Genomic DNA, 16,977 nt, shown 5'->3' with positions numbered 1-16,977 from the left:
GGGCGGCCCGGCCCCCCTTACTTCTGCTCCTGCATCGTGGCGGTGACGACGTTCTCCTTGCCGTCACGCAGGTACGTGATCCGCACCTGCTGCCCCACCGTGAACCCGCGGACCTGCCCCACGACCGTGTCGCCGCCGTCCACCGGCGTGTCACCGATCTTCGTGATGAGGTCGCCCTGCTTGAGCCCGGCCTTGGCCGCCGGGCTGCCCTCGGTCACCTGGCGGATCAGCGCGCCGGGCACGTCGCCCGTCGCGTCGGTGACACTCACGCCGAGGAAGGCGTGGCTCACCTTGCCCTTGCTGATGAGCTGCTCCGACACCTTCTTGGCGGTGTTCACCGGGATGGCGAAGCCGAGGTTGACACCTTGCGCGGAGACCGCGCTGTTGATGCCGATCAGCTCGCCGGCCGCGTTGACCAGGGCGCCGCCGGAGTTGCCCGGGTTGATCGCGGCGTCGGTCTGGATCATGCCGCCGAGCGTGGTCGTCTTGCTCTGCTGCTGCTGCCCCCAGGGGAACTGCTGGCCGCCGCCGCCGTCGCCGGCGGTGACCGTACGGTCGAGCGCGCTGACGATGCCGGCGGTCACCGTGCCGTCCAGGCCGAGCGGGCTGCCGAGGGCCAGCACGTCGTCGCCCACCTTGAGCTGGTCGCTGTCCCCGAGCGTGGCCTTGGCCAGGCCCGACACGCCCTCGGCCCGGATCACCGCGAGGTCCGTCGCCGGGTCGGTGCCGACCACCTTGGCCTTGGCCGTCCTGCCGTCGTTGAACTTGACGGTCAGCGCGGTGCCCTGCCCGTCCACGACGTGGTTGTTGGTGAGGATCAGCCCGTCCTCCGACAGCACCACGCCGGAGCCCTCGGCCGACTGGCCCTGGATCATCACCACCGACGGCTGCACCTTCGCCGCCACCTCGGCCACCGTGAGCTGGTCGGCCACGGTACGGAAGACCGGGCTCGCCGCGCTCGCCGTGGCGACGGCGGCCGGGCGGTCGGCCCCGGCCAGGTACGCCCCCACCGCCCCGCCGCCGAGCGCCGACGCCCCGAGTGCGGTCACGGCCGCCAGTGCGAGCCCCGCGACGGCCTTACGGCTCAGCGCGAACATCGTCCTCCGCGACGACGGCGGAGGCGGCGGCGGCAGCGCCGGGCCCACCGGCTCCTTCCTGGGGAACCCGCCCACCGTGGGCGGCGTGTCACCGAACTGGGTCCAGCCACCGGCGGCCTGCTCGCGGGGGTCGTTCGCGTCCATGTCATCTCCTAGCGTCCCGATGACACAAGACTGATCAATGCCCGGTAAGAGCTGGTTAAGGGAAAGATCGGGTCACTTGTCGCGCCCTGACGCCGGCCTTATCGCCGCTGGCCGGGCGTAGGGGGATGGGCCGGAAAATTGTAGAAATTTCCGGCCGATGGGCCTGTCAGGCTTCGAGCACGAAGAACAGGAAGCTCAGGAACCTCGTGCGGGTGGGCTCCATCTCGCGGAACTCCTCGGGAAACAGGTCGCGGGCTTCCGGCACGAACGGCGGTTCGCTGATGACGCTGATGCGGAAGCCCGCCGCCGTGAAGGCCTCGGTCATCGCGTGCAGCGGCCGGTCCCAGAAGCTCAGCGTGGTGGTCTGCCCGCCCATGACCCATTCTTCGGTCCGGTTACGGGTCTCGAAGTACTTGGGCTTCTCCCCGGCCGCCTGCTGCATGAGCGTGATGACGAAAGGATGGTCGACCGAGACGAGCAGCCGGCCGCCGGGCTTCAGCACGCGTCTGATCTCGGCCAGCGTCGGCGCCCAGTCCTCCAGGTAGTGCAGCACCAGGGACGCGATGACGTCGTCGAACGTGTCGTCGGGGAAGGGCAGCGGGCCGGCCAGGTCGACGACCCGCAGGTCCGCGTCGGTGCCGAGCCGCCGCCGGGCCAGCTCCAGCATCCCGGCGCTCGCGTCGACGCCGGTCACGACGGCGCCCCGCTCGCGCAGCGCGGCGAACAGGGGGCCCGCGCCGCAGCCGGCGTCGAGGATGCGCCGCCCGGCCACGTCCCCGGCGAGCTCCAGCATCGCGGGCCGCTCGTAGTACGCGTTCACGAGGCTCTTCTCGTTCTCGGCCGCGTACCCCTCGGCGATCGGGTCGTAGTCGTAGGAAGTCTCAGCAGACATCCGGCCATTCTGACCCATCGGTCACGAAGCCGCTCAGGCTTCCGTAAGGGTTTTCTCCTGGGCGTTGGCCTGCTGGAGAGCGGCGATCACGGCCTGTTCCACCGTTTCGTGCACGTGCAGCACGGTGTTCGCCTGGGTCAGCTCCATGAACCCGGCGATCTTGGGATGCGGCGCGGCCAGATGCAGCACGCCGCCGTGCTGACGGGCGAAGGCGTGGGTGTTGAGCAGCACCCGCAGCCCCGCGCTGGCGAGGAAGGTGACCTCACTGAGATCGACGACCACGTGTTCGCCGGGAGCGCGCCGGTGGCGCTGGATGTAGAGGTCGAACGCGCGAGCCGTGGCGGAGTCGATCTCGCCCGCGACGGAGATCACGCACACGCCCGGCAGTTTCTGCACGGCGAACGTGAGATCCAGCATGCAATGCCCACCGATCGGAATTCGAGTGCGAATTCTCAGAGAACATGGACAAGGCGTTGGTTCGCCTTTACCGCACGATAGCCGGGCGCCGCCCTTCTTAGAAGATGCGGCTGTCGAATTCTTACCCTGCCGGAGGGGGCGCGGCGTGCGCTGGCGTAAGGGTTATAATCCTCCTACAACGGTTACCGAGGAGGGCGCCCATGGACATCCCGATCGCCGGTTACGCCACCGGAGTGGCGGTGGCGAACGACCTGGTCAGCACCTCGCCGACGGTGCGGGGCGCGGCCGCGGACGCGCTGCCCCGCCCGGCCGCGCTGGCGGGCCTCCTGGCCAGGCACGGCCTCGTCCTCGACGCCCCGCCGCCCGACGACGCCGCGCTCCACGAGGTGCACCTGCTGCGCCGCGAGGTCCGCGGCGTCATCGAGACCGAGACCGAGGAGCAGGCCGTGGCCGGGGCCATGGTGCTGGCCGGGCGCGCGGGACGCTCCCCGGTCCTGCGGCGCGACGACGCCGGAGCCTGGCAGTGGCACGTGCCCACCGCGCCGGGCGCGCCCCTGGCCGCCGAGCTGGCCGCCGTGATCGGCATCGGCCTGCTCGGCGCGGTGCGCACGCTCGGCCACTCCCGCTTCCGCCCGTGCGCCGCGCCCGGCTGCCGTGGCGTGTTCGTGGACGTCAGCAGGGGAGGGCGGCGGGCGTACTGCATGCCGGACCGGTGCGGCAACCGGGTCAACGTCGCCGGCCACCGCGCCCGTCTGCGCAGCGCGAGCTGATGGCGGCGCTGGAAGGGGCGATCCGGCTGCCGGACGGCCTCCACGTACGCGGCCGCGGCCTGCGCCACCCGCTCCCGCCGGGCCCGCGGCCCGACTTCGGGCTCTACCTCGGCTCCGACCGGCTCCGCCGCCGCCACGACGCCGCGCTGACCTGGCCGCACGAGTGGCTCGACTGGCCCGACTTCCTGCTGCCGCGCGACCGGGACCTCGCCGTACGCCGCATCGGGGAGTTGCGCGAGCGGGCGCGGGCGGGCCAGGCGGTCGAGGTGGCCTGCGGAGGCGGCGTCGGGCGCACCGGCACCGTGCTCGCCTGCCTGGCGGTGCTGTCCGGCCTCGACCCGGCCGCCGCGCTCGCCTGGACCCGCGAGCACCACCACCCCCGCGCGGTCGAGACCCCCTGGCAGCGCCGGTGGATCGCCCGCTTCCCAAGTGATCGTACGAAAGGCGACCTCATGAAGGGCGACCGCCCGTGACGCACTCCGACGCCGTCATCCGCGCGGCCGTCCCCGCCGACCTGGCGGCCGTGACCGCGATCAACGCCCACTACGTCGCCAACACCGTCATCACCTTCGAGGAGACCCCTCCCACGGTGGCGGACTGGCAGGCGAGGCTGGCCGACCTGACCGCCCGCGGCTTCCCCTTCCTCGTCGCCGACGTCGGCGGCGAGGTCGCCGGCTACGCCTACGCGGGACCCTGGCGGCCCAAGCCCGCCTACCGGCACACCGTGGAGGACAGCATCTACCTGGCTCCCGGCCACGTCGGCCGCGGCCTCGGCGGCGCGCTGCTGGCCGCGGTGATCGACGGCGCGTCGGCGGCCGGGCTGCGCCGGATGATCGCCGTCATCGCCGACGCGGGCGACGACCGCTCGATCGCCCTGCACCGCAGGCACGGCTTCACCGAGGCGGGCCGGCTGACCGAGGTCGGCTTCAAACTCGGCCGCTGGGTGGACACGACGCTGATGGAACGCCCGCTGACCTGAGGTTTCTTCGGTGACTGGCGGGTAGCCGGACCCCATCCGAGCGGATGGAGCAGACAGATGCGTTCGTCGTTCCGGTTGGGCCGCGTCGGCGGGGTCGTGGTCGGGCTCAACATCAGCGTGCTGGTGATCGTGGTCATCCTGGTGGCCGGGCTGTCGTTCGGGCAGTTCCCGCTCGCCTTCCCCGGCTACCCCGTGGTGGCGTACGTGCTGGTCGGCGTGGGCACCGCCGTCCTCTTCCTGGCCTCGCTGCTCGCCCACGAGCTGGCGCACGCCCTGGTCGCCCAGCGCAACGGCATCGAGGTGCCGCGGATCACGCTGTGGCTGCTCGGCGGGGTGGCCGAGCTGCGGAGCGAGCCCCGCACCCCGGGCGCCGACCTGCGGATCGCGGTCGTGGGGCCGGTGACCAGCTTCGTGTGCGCGGTGGTGTTCGCGGCGCTGGCGCTGGTGAGCGGCGCCGTGCCGCTGGTGGCCGGCATGTTCGGCTACCTGGCCGCGGTCAACGTGCTGCTCGCCGTCTTCAACCTGGTCCCGGCCGCGCCGCTGGACGGCGGGCGGGTGCTGCGGGCCGCGCTCTGGTCCCGCTGGGGCGACCGGGTACGCGCCGCCGTGGCCGCCGCCCGCGCCGGCCGCGTCTTCGGCTACGTGCTCATCGCGCTCGGCTTCCTCCAGGTCGTCTCGGGGCTGGGCTTCCAGGGGCTGTGGCTCGTCCTCATCGGCCTGTTCCTGGTGAACGCGGCGAGCGCCGAGGAGCAGCAGGCCCAGCTCGGCGCGACGCTGCACGGGGTGACGGTCGGCGAGGTCATGTCGGCCCGGCCCGTCACCGCCTCGCCGGACGAGACCGTCGCCGGGCTCATCGACCGGCTGGTGCTGAGCCGGCGGCTGTCGACGTACCCGCTGGTGGCGGCCGACGGGAGCTTCCTCGGGCTGGTGACGCTCAACCGGCTGCGCCAGGTGCGGCCGGAGGCGCGGGAGACCACCCGGCTCGCCGACATCGCCTGCCCGCCCGACCAGGTGCCGAAGGCGGTCCCCGACGAGCCGCTGCTCGGCCTGCTGCCGCGGATGAACGGCGGCGCCGACGGCCGCGCCGTGGTGCTCGGCCCCTCCGGGCAGCTCGTCGGCCTGCTCACGCCGAGCGACATCAGCCGGGCGATCCAGACCGCCGGCCTGCACCACCACGACCCCTACCCGCACCCGCGCGGCGCCGACCTCGCCGTCCCGCCCCAGCGCCGGCCCGAGCCCGAGCCCAAGCCCGGGGAACGCGAGCACCGCCGCACCGAGGTCTGAGAGGGGCTACCGCGCGGCGGCAGGCCGGAGGCGGCGGAAGAACGGGTTGGCCGCCGGGCCGAACATCATGCTCATCGCGCCGAGCACCGCCGCCAGGTGGATGACCCGGCTGAAAGTGAACAACAGGGTCATGAGGTCGGCGTCGCCGAAGAACTCCACGACCGAGTTCCCCGCCAGCAACCACTGGATCGGCTCGATCACCAGCGACAACGTGCCGAAGACCCCCAGGGACAGCGCGAGCGACACCCGCGCCCAGTTGTGGCCCTGGCGCAGCCGTACGGCCAGGAAGATCGCGGCAGCGAAGATCGTCAGGCGCAGTCCGAGGCCACCGGCCAGCGAGGCGAACGAGGCCGTCCCCGCGGCGATCATGCCCGACACGGCCAGGGCCGCCTCGAACACGCCGGCCCCGACGGCGACGAACCAGAGTGCCGAGGCGGTCGTGACCGAGGCGGGGGCGGCGAGCGGCTGCGTGGTCATGAGGTTCTCCCAGAGGGGCGGGTGACGAGCGGTACGAGAAGCAGTCTCCGCCGCCATGAGGGTCCGGTTCATGCCCGCGCGCACCCGAGCTGAGGTGGGGACAGCCTTACCGCCGGCCGTCCTGCCCCTCCGGCGGACGCCGCCGGTCAGGGCCGTCGCGCGCCGAGTGCCGCCACGGCGGAGGACGGGAGCGGCAGCACCGCGTGGATCCGGTAGCCGCCGTCCTCGTGGAGCCCCGCGTCCATGGCGCCGCGGAAGAGCGCCACTCGCTCCCTGATCCCGGTCAGCCCGTCACCACCCGGCGGCGGCAGCGGGCCGGGCCGGGCGTCACGCGGCCACTCGCCGGTGATCTCCAGGCGCAGCTCGGCCTCGCCGTGCGTGATCCGGACCAGGGCCTGCGTGGGGCCGGGGTGCTTGAGCACGTTCGCGAGCGCGTCCTGGGCGATGCGGTAGGCGGACAGGTCCAGGCCCGCGGGCAGGGGCCGGGGCGTGCCGTCGATCCGCAGCGCCACGTCCAGGCCCGCCGAGCGCAGGTGCGCGACCAGCTCGGCGAGCCGGTCGAGGGTGGGCTGGGGGGCCGTCTCGCCGGTGTCGGGGTCCGTGCGCAGCAGGTCCAGCGTGCGGTGCAGCTCCTCCACCGCGCCGCGCCCGGTCTCCTCGATCAGGGCCAGCGCCTCGCGCTCCTGCCGCAGCTCCCTGGGCAGGAGCAGCCGTACGCCGCCGGCCTGGAGCACCATGACGCTGACGTTGTGGGCGACGAGGTCGTACAGCTCGCGGGCGATCCTGGCGCGCTCCCGCGCCACCGCCACCACGTCGGGGGGCTCGGGAGCGGCCGGCGGCTCGCCGGGGGAGCGCCGGCGGCGGACCGTGACGCCCGCGATCCCGGCGACGAGGCCCAGCGCGCCCGCGACCAGGTGCTCACCGACCGCCGCCGGCTCGGCGAGCACCTGCGCCGACAGGAACAGCGCGCTCATCCCGATCCCGGCCAGTCCCCGCGCGCCGGTCGCCGGGGCCTGGCTGAGCACGGTGAACAGCAGCAGCAGCGCGGCGTGCCACTGCCAGGCCCCCGGGGGCCGACCGGCCAGCAGGTACGCCGCCAGACTGATCCCCGTGAACACGCCCATCACCGTGACCGGCCGGCGCCTCCGCACCAGCACCAGGGCCGCGGCCGGCACCGCCGCCACCGCCCAGAGCCCGGGGACCGCCCCGCCGGCGGCCCGCAGCTCCTCGGCGAGCGCGAGCAGGCCGATCAGCGCGGCCGGCAGCCAGTCGATCGGCTCCGGCCACGTCGTCGTGCGGGGATCACGGGAAGCGTCGGCCATGAAGCGGAGCCTAGGGAGCGGAAGGAGGGGCGGTCATCAGCCCAGCGCCGCACGCGGGGTCCACCTCCGGGGTGATTCCCGGCGGTCGCGGGCCCGCTGAACCGCCGCCGCCCGGCTTCCGTACCTCGGGGTGAGAACGCCGAGCGGGGAGGTCGGGACGTTGCGGCACCGGATCACGAGCGCGGCCGGCGGGCTGCTGCTGTCGATGGCCATGATCGCCGGCCCCGCGGACGCGCACGGCGCGCTGGAGAGCCCGCTCAGCAGGGCCGCGGCCTGCGGCGGGACGGACACGTACGCGGCCTGCCGGGCCGCCGCCAAGGTCGCGGGCTCAGCCCTGCCCGGCGCATGGGACAACCTCAGGGTGGCGAACGTCGCGGGCAGGGACCGCCGGGTCATCCCGGACGGCAAGCTGTGCAGCGGCGGCCTGCCGGGCTTCCGCGGGCTGGACCTGGCCCGCAAGGACTGGCCGGCCACCAAGCTGCGGCCCGGCGCCGGCTTCACCTTCCGCTACCGGGGCACGATTCCGCACAAGGGCACCTTCCGCCTGTACGTCACGAAGCCCGGCTACGATCCGGCCGAGCCGCTGCGCTGGTCGTCCCTGGAACGCGAGCCGTTCCTCACGGTCAAGGACCCGAAGCTCGCCGACGGTTCGTACGCCTTCAAGGGCCGGCTTCCCACCGGCAGGACCGGACGCCACCTGATCTACACGATCTGGCAGAACTCCGACACACCGGATACCTACTACTCCTGCTCCGACGTCGTCTTCACCGCCGCCGCCCGCAAGGGCAACGCTCCCGCGCTCCAGCCGCCGGCCCAGGGCCCGGCCGCGCCGGTCGGCGTCCCGTGGCAGCTCGGCGTGGGCGTCCTGCTGACCGCAGGAGTGGGAACGGCCGCCTTCGTGGGTCTCCGGGCGGGCCGCCGCAGGTGACCGGGGGCTACCAGGATTGCGCTCGCCACACGTTGTATTAACTTAGGCTTGCCTTAGTCGTACGACGTTGGGAGGCGACCATCAGCCGCGCGCAGCACGCCCTCTACGGCCCGGCCACCACCTCCGCCCTCGCCGCGTTGCCCGCCCGCCCCGCGCCCGCCGACCTGGACGCGCTCCTGGCGGCGGGCGGGCCGGTGCTGACGGAGTCGGACGGCCAGACCGAGGTGACGTTCGTGACCACCGGGGGCCGGGCCCCGCTGTCGCTCTGGATCCAGGGCGTCCGCCAGGCGCTCCCGCAGCGGATGCGCCGCCTCGGCGCCGACGGCCGGGGCCGCCAGGTGTGGGCCTACGGCGCCCGTTTCCCGTCCGACAGCACGCTCACCTACTGCTACGTCGAGCGCGACCCGCTCGCCAGGCTCGGCCCGGTCCGCCGGGCCCGGCTGGCCGCCTCGGCCGGCGCCCGCGACGAGCTGATCGAGACCCTGCTGTCGCGCTCCTTCCCCGACCCGGCCGCCCCGCGCCGGGTGCCGAACGTGCTCGGCCTGCTCGGCGGGCAGAAGGCGCCGATCCCCGCGACGGTCAGCGACTGGGTCACGCCGCTGGCCCTGCCCGGCGCGCCCGGCCAGGACTGGCGGCACCGCCCGGTGCGCCTCGGCCGCCTGGTGACCGAGCGCCCGGGGGCCGGCCCGCTGGCCCGCCCGGTCACCGTCTACCGCCCGCCGTGCCGCGGCGAGGTCCGTGACCTGCCGCTGGTGGTGGTCTTCGACGGCGAGGCGTTCGCCTGGCTGGCCGGCGAGCTGGACGAGGCCATCGCGCGGGGCCGGATGCCCGCCTTCCTCGTCGCCTACGTCCACAACCTGTCCAGGCGGCGGCGGGTCGAGGAGCTGTCCGGCGACCCCGGCTTCGTCGCGGCGCTCGTGTCGGAGATCGTGCCCTGGCTGCGGGCCCGGCACCACGCCGCGGCCGACCCGGCCCGGGTGATCGTGGCGGGGGCCGGGCTCGGCGGGCTGGCCGCCGCCCGCCTGGCGCACCAGCGTCCCGACCTGTTCGGCGCGGCGCTGGTGATGTCCGGCTCGCTCTGGTGGGAGCCGCGCGGGCGCGCCGGCCGTCCGGCCGGGCTCGACCTGCTGGCCCGCCTGGCCCGCGAGCGCCGCCACCGCTGGCCGATCCGCCTGTGGATGAGCTACGGCACCCTGGAGGCCGACGTCGGCGACCGCCGGCTGACCCTGCTCGGCGCCGTCGAGCGCTTCGCCCGCGCGGCCCGGCCGCACGTGGACGAGCTCACGGTGCGGGAGTTCCCCGCCGGCCACGACACGCCGTGCTGGCGGCTGGCGCTCCGCGACGGGCTGCGCCATCTCACGGCCCGCTGGAGGTCCTTCTAGACTCCCTGGAATGACCGTGATCGACGAACAGGGCCGTCCTGAGCCACCCATCGCCGCCGGCGAGACCGCCACCCTCCTCGGCTACCTCGACTACCAGCGCGCCACCTTCAACTGGAAGTGCTCGGGCCTGGACGAGGCCGGCCTGCGGGCCACCGTCGGCGTCTCGTCGATGACCATCGGCGGGCTGCTCAAGCACATGTCGTACGTGGAGGACCACTGGTTCAACCGCTCGCTGCACGGCAACGAGCCGCACCCGCCGTGGGACACCGTGGACTGGGCGGCCGACCGCGACTGGGACTGGAACTCGGCCGCCGCCGACTCCCCGGAGCAGCTGCACGCGCTGTGGCAGGGCTTCGTGGCCCGCTCCCGCGAGCTGACCGAAAAAGCCCTGGCCGACGGCGGCATGGACCGCCTGGCCAAGCGGGGCTGGTCCGACGGCACGACCCCGTCGCTCCGCTGGATCATCTGCCACATGATCGAGGAGTACGCCCGGCACAACGGCCACGCCGACCTCATCCGCGAGTCCGTGGACGGCCTCACCGGCGAGTGACGGGAGGGTCAGAGCAACTGGTCGTGCCGGGCGTCGGCCTCCTGGCGGACCGCGACGATGAAGGCGCGGCGCAGCTTCTGCCGGCGCGGGCCCTGCAGGCTCAGGCCGCCGCCCGGCTGGTGGGAGCGTACGTGCCGCTCGTAGAAGCGCCAGCAGCTCTGGATGCCGTGCAGCAGGTTCTCCAGCAGGTCGGGGGCGGGACGGCCGGGGTCGAGCGGGGTCAGGGGCAGGTGCACGGTGTCGGCGCCGACGGCGAGCTCGGGATGCTCGGCGTGGACCTCGCCGATGAGGCGTTCGGCCGCGTTGATGCGGTGGCGGGCCTCGATGATGCCGAGCAGGTGCCCCTCGCCGACGTGCAGGGCGTTGCGTACCAGGGTCATGACGACCTGACGCGGGCGCACGCCCGCCCCGAGCCCGCTGACGACCTCGGTCAGGCTCTCGAACGCGAGCGGCTTGAACCGCTGGTCGGCGGCGGCCACGATCTGCGCGGGATGGGCGTGCGTGAGCCGGGAGGCGGCGGCGACCGCGGCGTGCAGCCAGTGGGCGGCGGCGATGGCCGCCGCGGTGGGGTCGAGCCGGGTGAACAGCGCGTCGCAGCCGAACGGGTGCCGGCGCAGCAGCCGGTCGGCCTGGACCACCTGTAGCGGCGAGGCGTCCTCGCGGCTGAGGGCGACGGCCTGCCCGGCCCGCTGCGACAGGTCGCCCAGCTCGGCCCGCTGGACCGCGTCGAGCTCGGCGGTGACCTCGTCGGCGACCTGGGTGGTCAGGTCGGGCCGGCCGAGGAAGGCCAGGGTGCGGCCGACGGTGTGGGCGGCCTCCTGGACCCTGGTGCCGATCTCCGCCCAGGCGGTCCGGTCGGCGGAGACGATGAAGTCGTGGACCGTTCCGAAGGCGTCGCGCTCCTGCTGCCGCTGCCGGCCGAGGCTGCCGGGCCCGTAGTGGTCGGCGACGCTGGCGGGATGGGTGTAGCAGCGCCAGCAGGCCTGCGAGAGCTGGGTGAGCCCCGCGGACAGCCGCAGCAGCTCGTGGTGGGGGAGGAGGGAAGGTAGGTCGGCCACGGTGGTGGCGGTCTCGCCGATGCCGGTGCTCCATTGAGCGATGAGCGCGCCGCGGGCGCGGTCGATGGCGTACCGAGTCACAGAGACTCCTTCGACGGGGGGTCTGAGCGGGCGAGGGCCGTGCTCAGTGAGCGTGGGCGCGGTGGTGGGCGGCCACGTGCAGAATGCTAATGAGGACCCCGGTCGGCGCGGAGGATTTTTTCCTACGGCGCGCATTCCTGGCGGCGGCTTAATAACCGATAAAATGGCATTTGCGGTGCTCGGCGGGGTGGATATTTTGCTACCACGAATGCCGCCCGGCGGCTGAACGGCCGGGCGGCGTCCGCGTTTCGCGAGGGATTCACCGGGGCTCAGGGAGCCGGATAGTCCGTGACGTAGACCGGCGATCCCGTCCTCGTGGCGTCGGCCGCCTCGCCCACGCCGTTGACGACGTGGTCGATCGTCCCGGCGCTGAGGTTGACGGTCATGATGTGGTGCAGCCGGACGCCGGGGGTGCGCGGCACCTCGAAGCCGTTCTCGGTGTGGATGTCGGGGTTGTTCTGGTTGAAGACGTAGACGCCGGCCCCGTACAGGCGGTGCGTCCGCACCCGGTCGCCCACCTTGTAGCCGGCCCAGCCCTTGACCTTCCCGTTCATCCAGTCGGCCTGGGTGGGCGGGTCGTACGGCAGCTCGTTCTGGTAGAGGATCGTGGTGCCCGCCTCGCCGTTCCAGACCGTGTTGTACTGCTGGAAGTGCTCGACGAACAGGCCCGTCGCGGTCACCCGGTCGCCGTTGACGACGGCGCCGGTGCGGCCGAGGTTCGTGTTCCAGCGCTGGGTGTCGGTCAGGCCCTCCACGCCGTGGTCGGCGCGCCACACCCACGTGTGGTCGATCAGCACGTCGTCGCTGTTGACCTCCAGGGCGACGTCCGTGCTGCCGACGTGCGGGCCGCCGACCCGGAAGTACACGTCGGACAGCGTCGTCGGGTTGCCGGGCGAGCTGTGGCCCCGGCCGTTCCGCTTGCCGACCCGCAGCAGGACGGGCGACTTCCGCTCGCCCGCGTCGATGGTCACGCCGGCCACGATCACGCCGGGGACGTCGGCGACGTCGATGGGGGTCGAGCCGCCCGCCGCGGTGAGCGTGGCGTGCCCGAGGCCCAGCACGACGGTGTCGGGGCGCTTGACCTCGATGGAGCGCGGGATGTCGTACACGCCGGGCGTGAGCAGCAGGTGCTTGCCGCGGGCGAGCTGGCTGTTGATGACCTGCACCGGGTCCGACGGCCGGGCCACGAAGAAGTCGCCGATCGGGATCGTCCGGCCGGGCGTCAGGCCGCCGGCCCAGGAGATGCCGCGGGTGTTCCTGCGGGCGGCCGGGACGCGCACCTGGTAGCGGCCGCGCGCGTCCGTGTAGAGGAACGGCTTCTCCCTGCTGACCGGGGTGGTGTCGAGCGTCGTGTACGGCGGGTCGGGGAACGCCGACTCCGCGGGCGCGCCGACGACGCCGGAGAAGACCTGGTTCCAGACCGCGTTGGACCAGCCGGCGACCTCGCTGTCACGGGTCAGCCACTGCTGCTGGGAGCCGTTCGTGACGGCGGGCAGCCGGGAGTCGGCGATGAAGCCGCCGCTCGCGTACTGGGGGCCGGCCGTGCAGTAGTCCATGAGCGACAGGGTGCCGCCGGTGACGTCGAGCCGGCGCAGGGAGACCGCCTGGGAGACGGCCCAGAAGTTCGCCGAGGACCGGCAGCCGTCCTGGCCGGCCGCGTTGATGTTGATGGACAGGTTGGAGAGGGTGCGCCAGAAGTTGACGAGGGCGAGGCAGTTGGCGGTGCCGCCGTCGGCGAGGCAGCGGTTGTAGACCTCGACCTTGCCGTTGATGACGACGTCCGTGGGGGAGGCGCCGAGGCCGGCGATCTCGGTGTAGTAGCCCACCTTGATCTGGAGGGGGTGCTCGGCGGTGCCGTACGTGCCCGGCTTGAACAGGTAGGCGTGCCTGGCGGTGCCCATCTCGGCGTCGACCTGGGCGGCGTGCGCCGCGTCGAGGGTGGCCTGGATGTCGGCGACCGGCATGCCCGGGTCGAAGACGGTGACGTTGGGGCCGAGGTCGGGCGCGCCGCCGCCGTGCGGTGCCGCGCTCGCGGGCAGGCCGGTGGCCCCGGCCGTCATGACGGCGGTGGCCAGCACGACGCCTAAGGCGATCGCCCGGCCGGCACGCCGGCGCCCGTCAGGTTGCTGGATCGTCATACGTGGAGTCCTTTCGACGGGCGGCCTGCCGCTGCGAGAGAGCGCTCTCTCGGGTTGTTTGTACCGTGCCGCCCGTCCCGTTCACAAGGGCGGGTAGGGGCCGTGAGGGCGCGGAAAACAGGGGTTGGCGGCGACCTCAAGATCGTGTTGTCTGGAGGCACCCCGAGATCGCGAGGATCAGCCGATGCCCCAGCCGAGAGCCGCCCTGCCCGCGCTCGCCGCGGCCGTGCTCGTGTCCGCCCTGGTGACCGCCGCTCCGGCCGGCGCATCGGCGGATCAGTCTCTGACCTCGGCGGTCTTCGGCGCCACGCACAACAGCTACTCGGGCGACCTCGACGGCGCCAGGGGCTCGATCGTCCGCCAGCTCGACGAGGGCGTGCGCTTCATCGAGCTGGACATCCACGACAACGGCTACGCGAGCGCCCGCGACTACGCGATCGGCCACGACTCGCCCGGCGACGCCGTGGACCACACGGGCAACCCCGCCTCGAACCTCCTGCGCGACTGGCTCACCGCGATCAACGCCTGGTCGGCGGCCCACCCTGCCGCCGCGCCCATCACCGTCGCGCTCGACATCAAGGACGACCTGACCGACAACACCTCCTACGCCGCGGGCAACCTGGCCGCGCTCAACCAGGAGCTCACCGCCGTCTTCGGCGACCGGCTGCTGCGCGCGTCGGACTACCCGGCCGCCACGCCGACGGTGGACGCCTTACGCGGCCGGGTGCTCGTGCTGCTGTCCGGCAACGGGCGGACGCGCACGCTCTACAAGCGCGACGCCGGCACGAGCCCCGCCGTCGCCATGAACGCCCGCGGCCAGGTCGTCGAGGTGCACGACTCGGGGTCGGGCGACCTGTGGTACTGGAGCGGCACGTACGGCCCCGACGGCACGGTGACCTGGCTGCGCCACGGCCGCTACGACAGCGGCGTGACCCCGGCCGTGGCGCTCAACGACGCCGGCGACCTGGTCGAGGTCCACCAGTCCCAGAGCGCGACCACGCTGTGGTACCGCGTCGGCCGCCTCGCCGCCGACGGCGAGATCACCTGGTCGGCGAGCCACCAGTACGACAACGGCGTCCTGCCCACCGTCCGCTTCACCGACGCGGCGGGCACCCGGCTGCAGGAGATCCACCGCAGCCAGAGCAACAGCCAGAACTGGACCTGGACCGGCGCCCTCGACGCCGCCGCGCGGACGGTCGCCTGGACCGGCAACGCGAAGACCGCCGACGCCCGCCCCGACAAGACCACCGCGGTCAGCGGCACGTCCCGGGTGCGCGTCTGGACCGGCGCCGACGGCCCGACCCCTGCCACGACCCTGCGCGTGGACACCGACCGGCGCGCCGGCGAGCGCGTCCGCTACCCGCAGGTCGCCTTCACCGAGTTCCAGCAGGGCGACAGCGCCGAGCTCCAGCAGGACGCGCTCTACTACGCCGCCCCCGCCTCGCAGTCGTCGTTCATCGTCTCCGCCCGGCAGGCGGGGCGGCTGGCCCGTGGCTGGGACTTCGACTCGGCGTCCCGGGCGACCGACCCGCTCGCCAACTACCCGGCGACGAACCGCCCGTACGACACGTGGTACCGCACCCTGCTCACGCAGGCGGGGGCCGTTCGCTGAACAGGGTTCGGCATGTTTCACCTGGGTGAAATTATCTGAACAGCCTTGTCCTGTATGCCCGCTTACCGGTAGAACAGCAGGCAACCAGCAGGGCTTTTGCCGGTGAACCGGCTTCGTGATGCGTTCATGAACGGAACGCCTGGCTGAACATGCCGTCCCTTCCGTCCCCCAGGAGGACACATGGCCGGATTCCCGCGCCCGGACGCCGCCACGTCTTCGCCGCTGTCGCGCAGGTCGGCGCTGCGCCTCGGGGGCAGCGTGGCGCTGCTGTTCGCGGCCGGCTGCGCCGCCGGGACCAAGGCGGGCGGCGAGCCCCAGCCGTCGGCGTCCGGCGGGACCGGCGCGTCCGGTGGAACGCTCCGCATCGCCGTGAGCAGCTACATCAGCAGCTGGGACCAGGACTTCGTGGGCTTCGACCTCACCGCGTTGATGCTCTACAAGAACGTCTTCCCGTACCTGATCGACTACGGCGTCAAGGACGTCGGCGGCTCGCAGATCCTCGACAGCGAGAACATCGCCCCCACCTTCGCCGAGTCCTTCGAGCCCGACGCCGACAACAAGGTCTGGACGCTCAAGCTGCGCAAGGGCGTGAAGTTCGCCAGCGGCAACGAGATGACCGCCGCCGACGTCAAGTGGTCGAAGGACCGCGCGTTCGCCGCCCAGGCCAACGTGGCCGGCGTCTACCGGCTGATCGGGCTCACCAAGGCCGACCAGGTCAAGGTCGTGGACGACTACACCGTGGAGTTCCACCAGGCGTTCCCGAGCGCGCTCACCCGCCAGATCCAGGCCATCTCCCTCTACGTCTTCGACTCCGCCGAGGCCAAGAAGCACGCCACCGACGCCGACCCCTGGGCCAAGGAGTGGTTCGCCAAGAACCCGCCGACGGGCGGCTACTTCAACGTCGCCAAGGCCGTCCAGGGCCAGGAGATCGAGCTCGCCGCGAACACCGGCTACCCCGGCCCCGACCCGGCCAAGCTGAGCACGATCCGGCTCACCGTGGTCCCCGCCGCCGCCAACCAGCGCCTGCAGCTCCAGGCCGGCGACGTGGACCTCGCCCTCGGCATGAGCCGGCGCGACATCGCCGACCTCAAGAACGCCGAGGGCATCAAGGTCATCTCGGCGCCGAGCAACAACCAGGTCGCCATCCAGATGTCGGTCACCTCCGCGCCCTTCGACGACGTCAAGGTCCGCCGGGCGCTGGCCTGCGCGGTGCCGTACGAGCAGATCATCGCCAACGTCTACGGCGGCGACGCCCGCCCTGCGAAGAGCCTGGTGCCGCTGGACATGCCGGGCTACGCCGAGACCGGCTACCCCTACGCCTACGACCTGGACAAGGCCAAGTCCCTGCTGGCCGAGGCCGGCAAGTCGGCGATCAGCTCCGAGCTGGTCTTCGAGGCCGACAACGGCGAGCAGCAGCAGATCGCCGTGCTCGTGCAGAGCGAGGCGAGGAAGGCCGGCATCGAGCTCAAGCTCGTCCCGCTGGACCCGGCCACGCTCGGCGAGCGCCGGGGCAAGAAGAACATCCCGCTGCAGCTCACGGCCGGGCAGCTCTGGGTCAACGACGTCGAGTACATGCTGGGCACCAGCTTCACCAAGGGCGCCAGCCTCAACTACTCCAACTACGTCAACGACGAGATCGAGGAGATCTTCGACAAGTCACACACCACGGTCGAGGACGCCGACCGGCTCAAGCTGTGGGCCCGGGTGCAGGAGATCCTCGCCGAGGACGTGCCCTGGGCGATCATCTGCCAGCCGAACTTCACCCTCCCCGTGCGCGAGAAGGTCGCCGGCTGGGTGCAGCCCATGGACGGCCTGGCCCGCCTGCGCTACCTGAGCGGGGTCTGAC

General features: G+C 72.9%; 16 protein-coding genes. 9 read left to right on the top strand and 7 right to left on the bottom strand.

Features of this window, described 5'->3' with window-relative positions:
• Positions 1–17 precede the first annotated feature (17 nt).
• From ABD292_RS30380 to ABD292_RS30370, 3 genes are all read right to left on the bottom strand, one after another.
• Positions 18–1,241: a S1C family serine protease gene (locus tag ABD292_RS30380; protein WP_344213283.1), complete on the bottom strand. Its 1,224-nt coding sequence runs from the start codon at positions 1,239–1,241 to the stop codon at positions 18–20.
• Positions 1,242–1,407: 166 nt separating this feature from the next.
• On the bottom strand, positions 1,408–2,133 hold the full coding sequence (locus ABD292_RS30375) for a class I SAM-dependent methyltransferase (RefSeq protein ID WP_344213281.1): 726 nt from the start codon (positions 2,131–2,133) through the stop codon (positions 1,408–1,410).
• A gap of 33 nt (positions 2,134–2,166) precedes the next feature.
• Entirely contained in the window at positions 2,167–2,550 is a 384-nt protein-coding gene (locus ABD292_RS30370) for an STAS domain-containing protein (RefSeq protein ID WP_344213279.1), read from the bottom strand.
• A gap of 200 nt (positions 2,551–2,750) precedes the next feature.
• On the opposite strand from ABD292_RS30370, the gene ABD292_RS30365 reads away from it, so the two are divergent.
• From ABD292_RS30365 to ABD292_RS30350, 4 genes are read left to right on the top strand one after another with little or no spacing between them, the layout of a single operon-like run.
• Complete coding sequence (locus tag ABD292_RS30365) at positions 2,751–3,320, top strand: CGNR zinc finger domain-containing protein (protein WP_344213277.1); 570 nt, start codon at positions 2,751–2,753, stop codon at positions 3,318–3,320.
• Positions 3,320–3,793 (top strand): protein-tyrosine phosphatase family protein, encoded by a 474-nt coding sequence (locus ABD292_RS30360; RefSeq protein ID WP_344213275.1) that lies wholly within the window; start codon positions 3,320–3,322, stop codon positions 3,791–3,793. Before ABD292_RS30365 ends, ABD292_RS30360 begins: the two co-directional genes overlap by 1 nt.
• A complete protein-coding gene (locus ABD292_RS30355) occupies positions 3,790–4,299 on the top strand; it encodes a GNAT family N-acetyltransferase (RefSeq protein ID WP_344213273.1) in 510 nt (169 codons plus the stop codon). Before ABD292_RS30360 ends, ABD292_RS30355 begins: the two co-directional genes overlap by 4 nt.
• 57 nt (positions 4,300–4,356) lie before the next feature.
• Positions 4,357–5,583: a site-2 protease family protein gene (locus tag ABD292_RS30350; RefSeq protein ID WP_344213271.1), complete on the top strand. Its 1,227-nt coding sequence runs from the start codon at positions 4,357–4,359 to the stop codon at positions 5,581–5,583.
• Between the two features lie 6 nt (positions 5,584–5,589).
• Here ABD292_RS30350 and ABD292_RS30345 read toward each other — a convergent pair whose 3' ends face one another.
• Together ABD292_RS30345 and ABD292_RS30340 are read right to left on the bottom strand one after the other, a co-directional pair.
• Positions 5,590–6,060 carry a hypothetical protein gene (locus tag ABD292_RS30345; protein ID WP_344213269.1) on the bottom strand — a complete coding sequence of 157 codons (471 nt, stop codon included), beginning with the start codon at positions 6,058–6,060 and terminating at the stop codon, positions 5,590–5,592.
• Positions 6,061–6,206: 146 nt separating this feature from the next.
• Complete coding sequence (locus ABD292_RS30340; RefSeq protein WP_344213267.1) at positions 6,207–7,382, bottom strand: sensor histidine kinase; 1,176 nt, start codon at positions 7,380–7,382, stop codon at positions 6,207–6,209.
• 130 nt (positions 7,383–7,512) lie between these two features.
• Between ABD292_RS30340 and ABD292_RS30335 the strand changes: the two genes are divergently transcribed.
• From ABD292_RS30335 to ABD292_RS30325, 3 genes are all read left to right on the top strand, one after another.
• Positions 7,513–8,310, top strand: coding sequence for a lytic polysaccharide monooxygenase auxiliary activity family 9 protein (locus tag ABD292_RS30335; RefSeq protein ID WP_344213265.1), 798 nt, complete (start codon positions 7,513–7,515; stop codon positions 8,308–8,310).
• Positions 8,311–8,447: 137 nt separating this feature from the next.
• A complete protein-coding gene (locus tag ABD292_RS30330) occupies positions 8,448–9,692 on the top strand; it encodes an alpha/beta hydrolase (protein WP_344213263.1) in 1,245 nt (414 codons plus the stop codon).
• A 10-nt stretch (positions 9,693–9,702) separates the two neighbouring features.
• Positions 9,703–10,242, top strand: coding sequence for a DinB family protein (locus ABD292_RS30325; protein ID WP_344213261.1), 540 nt, complete (start codon positions 9,703–9,705; stop codon positions 10,240–10,242).
• Between the two features lie 8 nt (positions 10,243–10,250).
• Here ABD292_RS30325 and ABD292_RS30320 read toward each other — a convergent pair whose 3' ends face one another.
• Positions 10,251–11,381 carry a hypothetical protein gene (locus ABD292_RS30320; protein WP_344213259.1) on the bottom strand — a complete coding sequence of 377 codons (1,131 nt, stop codon included), beginning with the start codon at positions 11,379–11,381 and terminating at the stop codon, positions 10,251–10,253.
• A 269-nt stretch (positions 11,382–11,650) separates the two neighbouring features.
• Complete coding sequence (locus ABD292_RS30315) at positions 11,651–13,519, bottom strand: adenylyl cyclase (RefSeq protein WP_344213257.1); 1,869 nt, start codon at positions 13,517–13,519, stop codon at positions 11,651–11,653.
• Between the two features lie 184 nt (positions 13,520–13,703).
• Between ABD292_RS30315 and ABD292_RS30310 the strand changes: the two genes are divergently transcribed.
• Both ABD292_RS30310 and ABD292_RS30305 read left to right on the top strand, forming a co-directional pair.
• Complete coding sequence (locus ABD292_RS30310) at positions 13,704–15,131, top strand: PI-PLC domain-containing protein (RefSeq protein WP_344213255.1); 1,428 nt, start codon at positions 13,704–13,706, stop codon at positions 15,129–15,131.
• Positions 15,132–15,311: 180 nt separating this feature from the next.
• Entirely contained in the window at positions 15,312–16,976 is a 1,665-nt protein-coding gene (locus tag ABD292_RS30305) for an ABC transporter substrate-binding protein (protein ID WP_344213253.1), read from the top strand.
• Position 16,977: the final 1 nt, after the last annotated feature.

This window comes from Nonomuraea bangladeshensis, from assembly GCF_039529455.1.
Classification (GTDB): Bacteria; Actinomycetota; Actinomycetes; order Streptosporangiales; family Streptosporangiaceae; genus Nonomuraea; species Nonomuraea bangladeshensis.
Note: the sequence above shows the minus strand (reverse complement) of the source record. Positions and strands in the feature narration are given on the sequence as shown.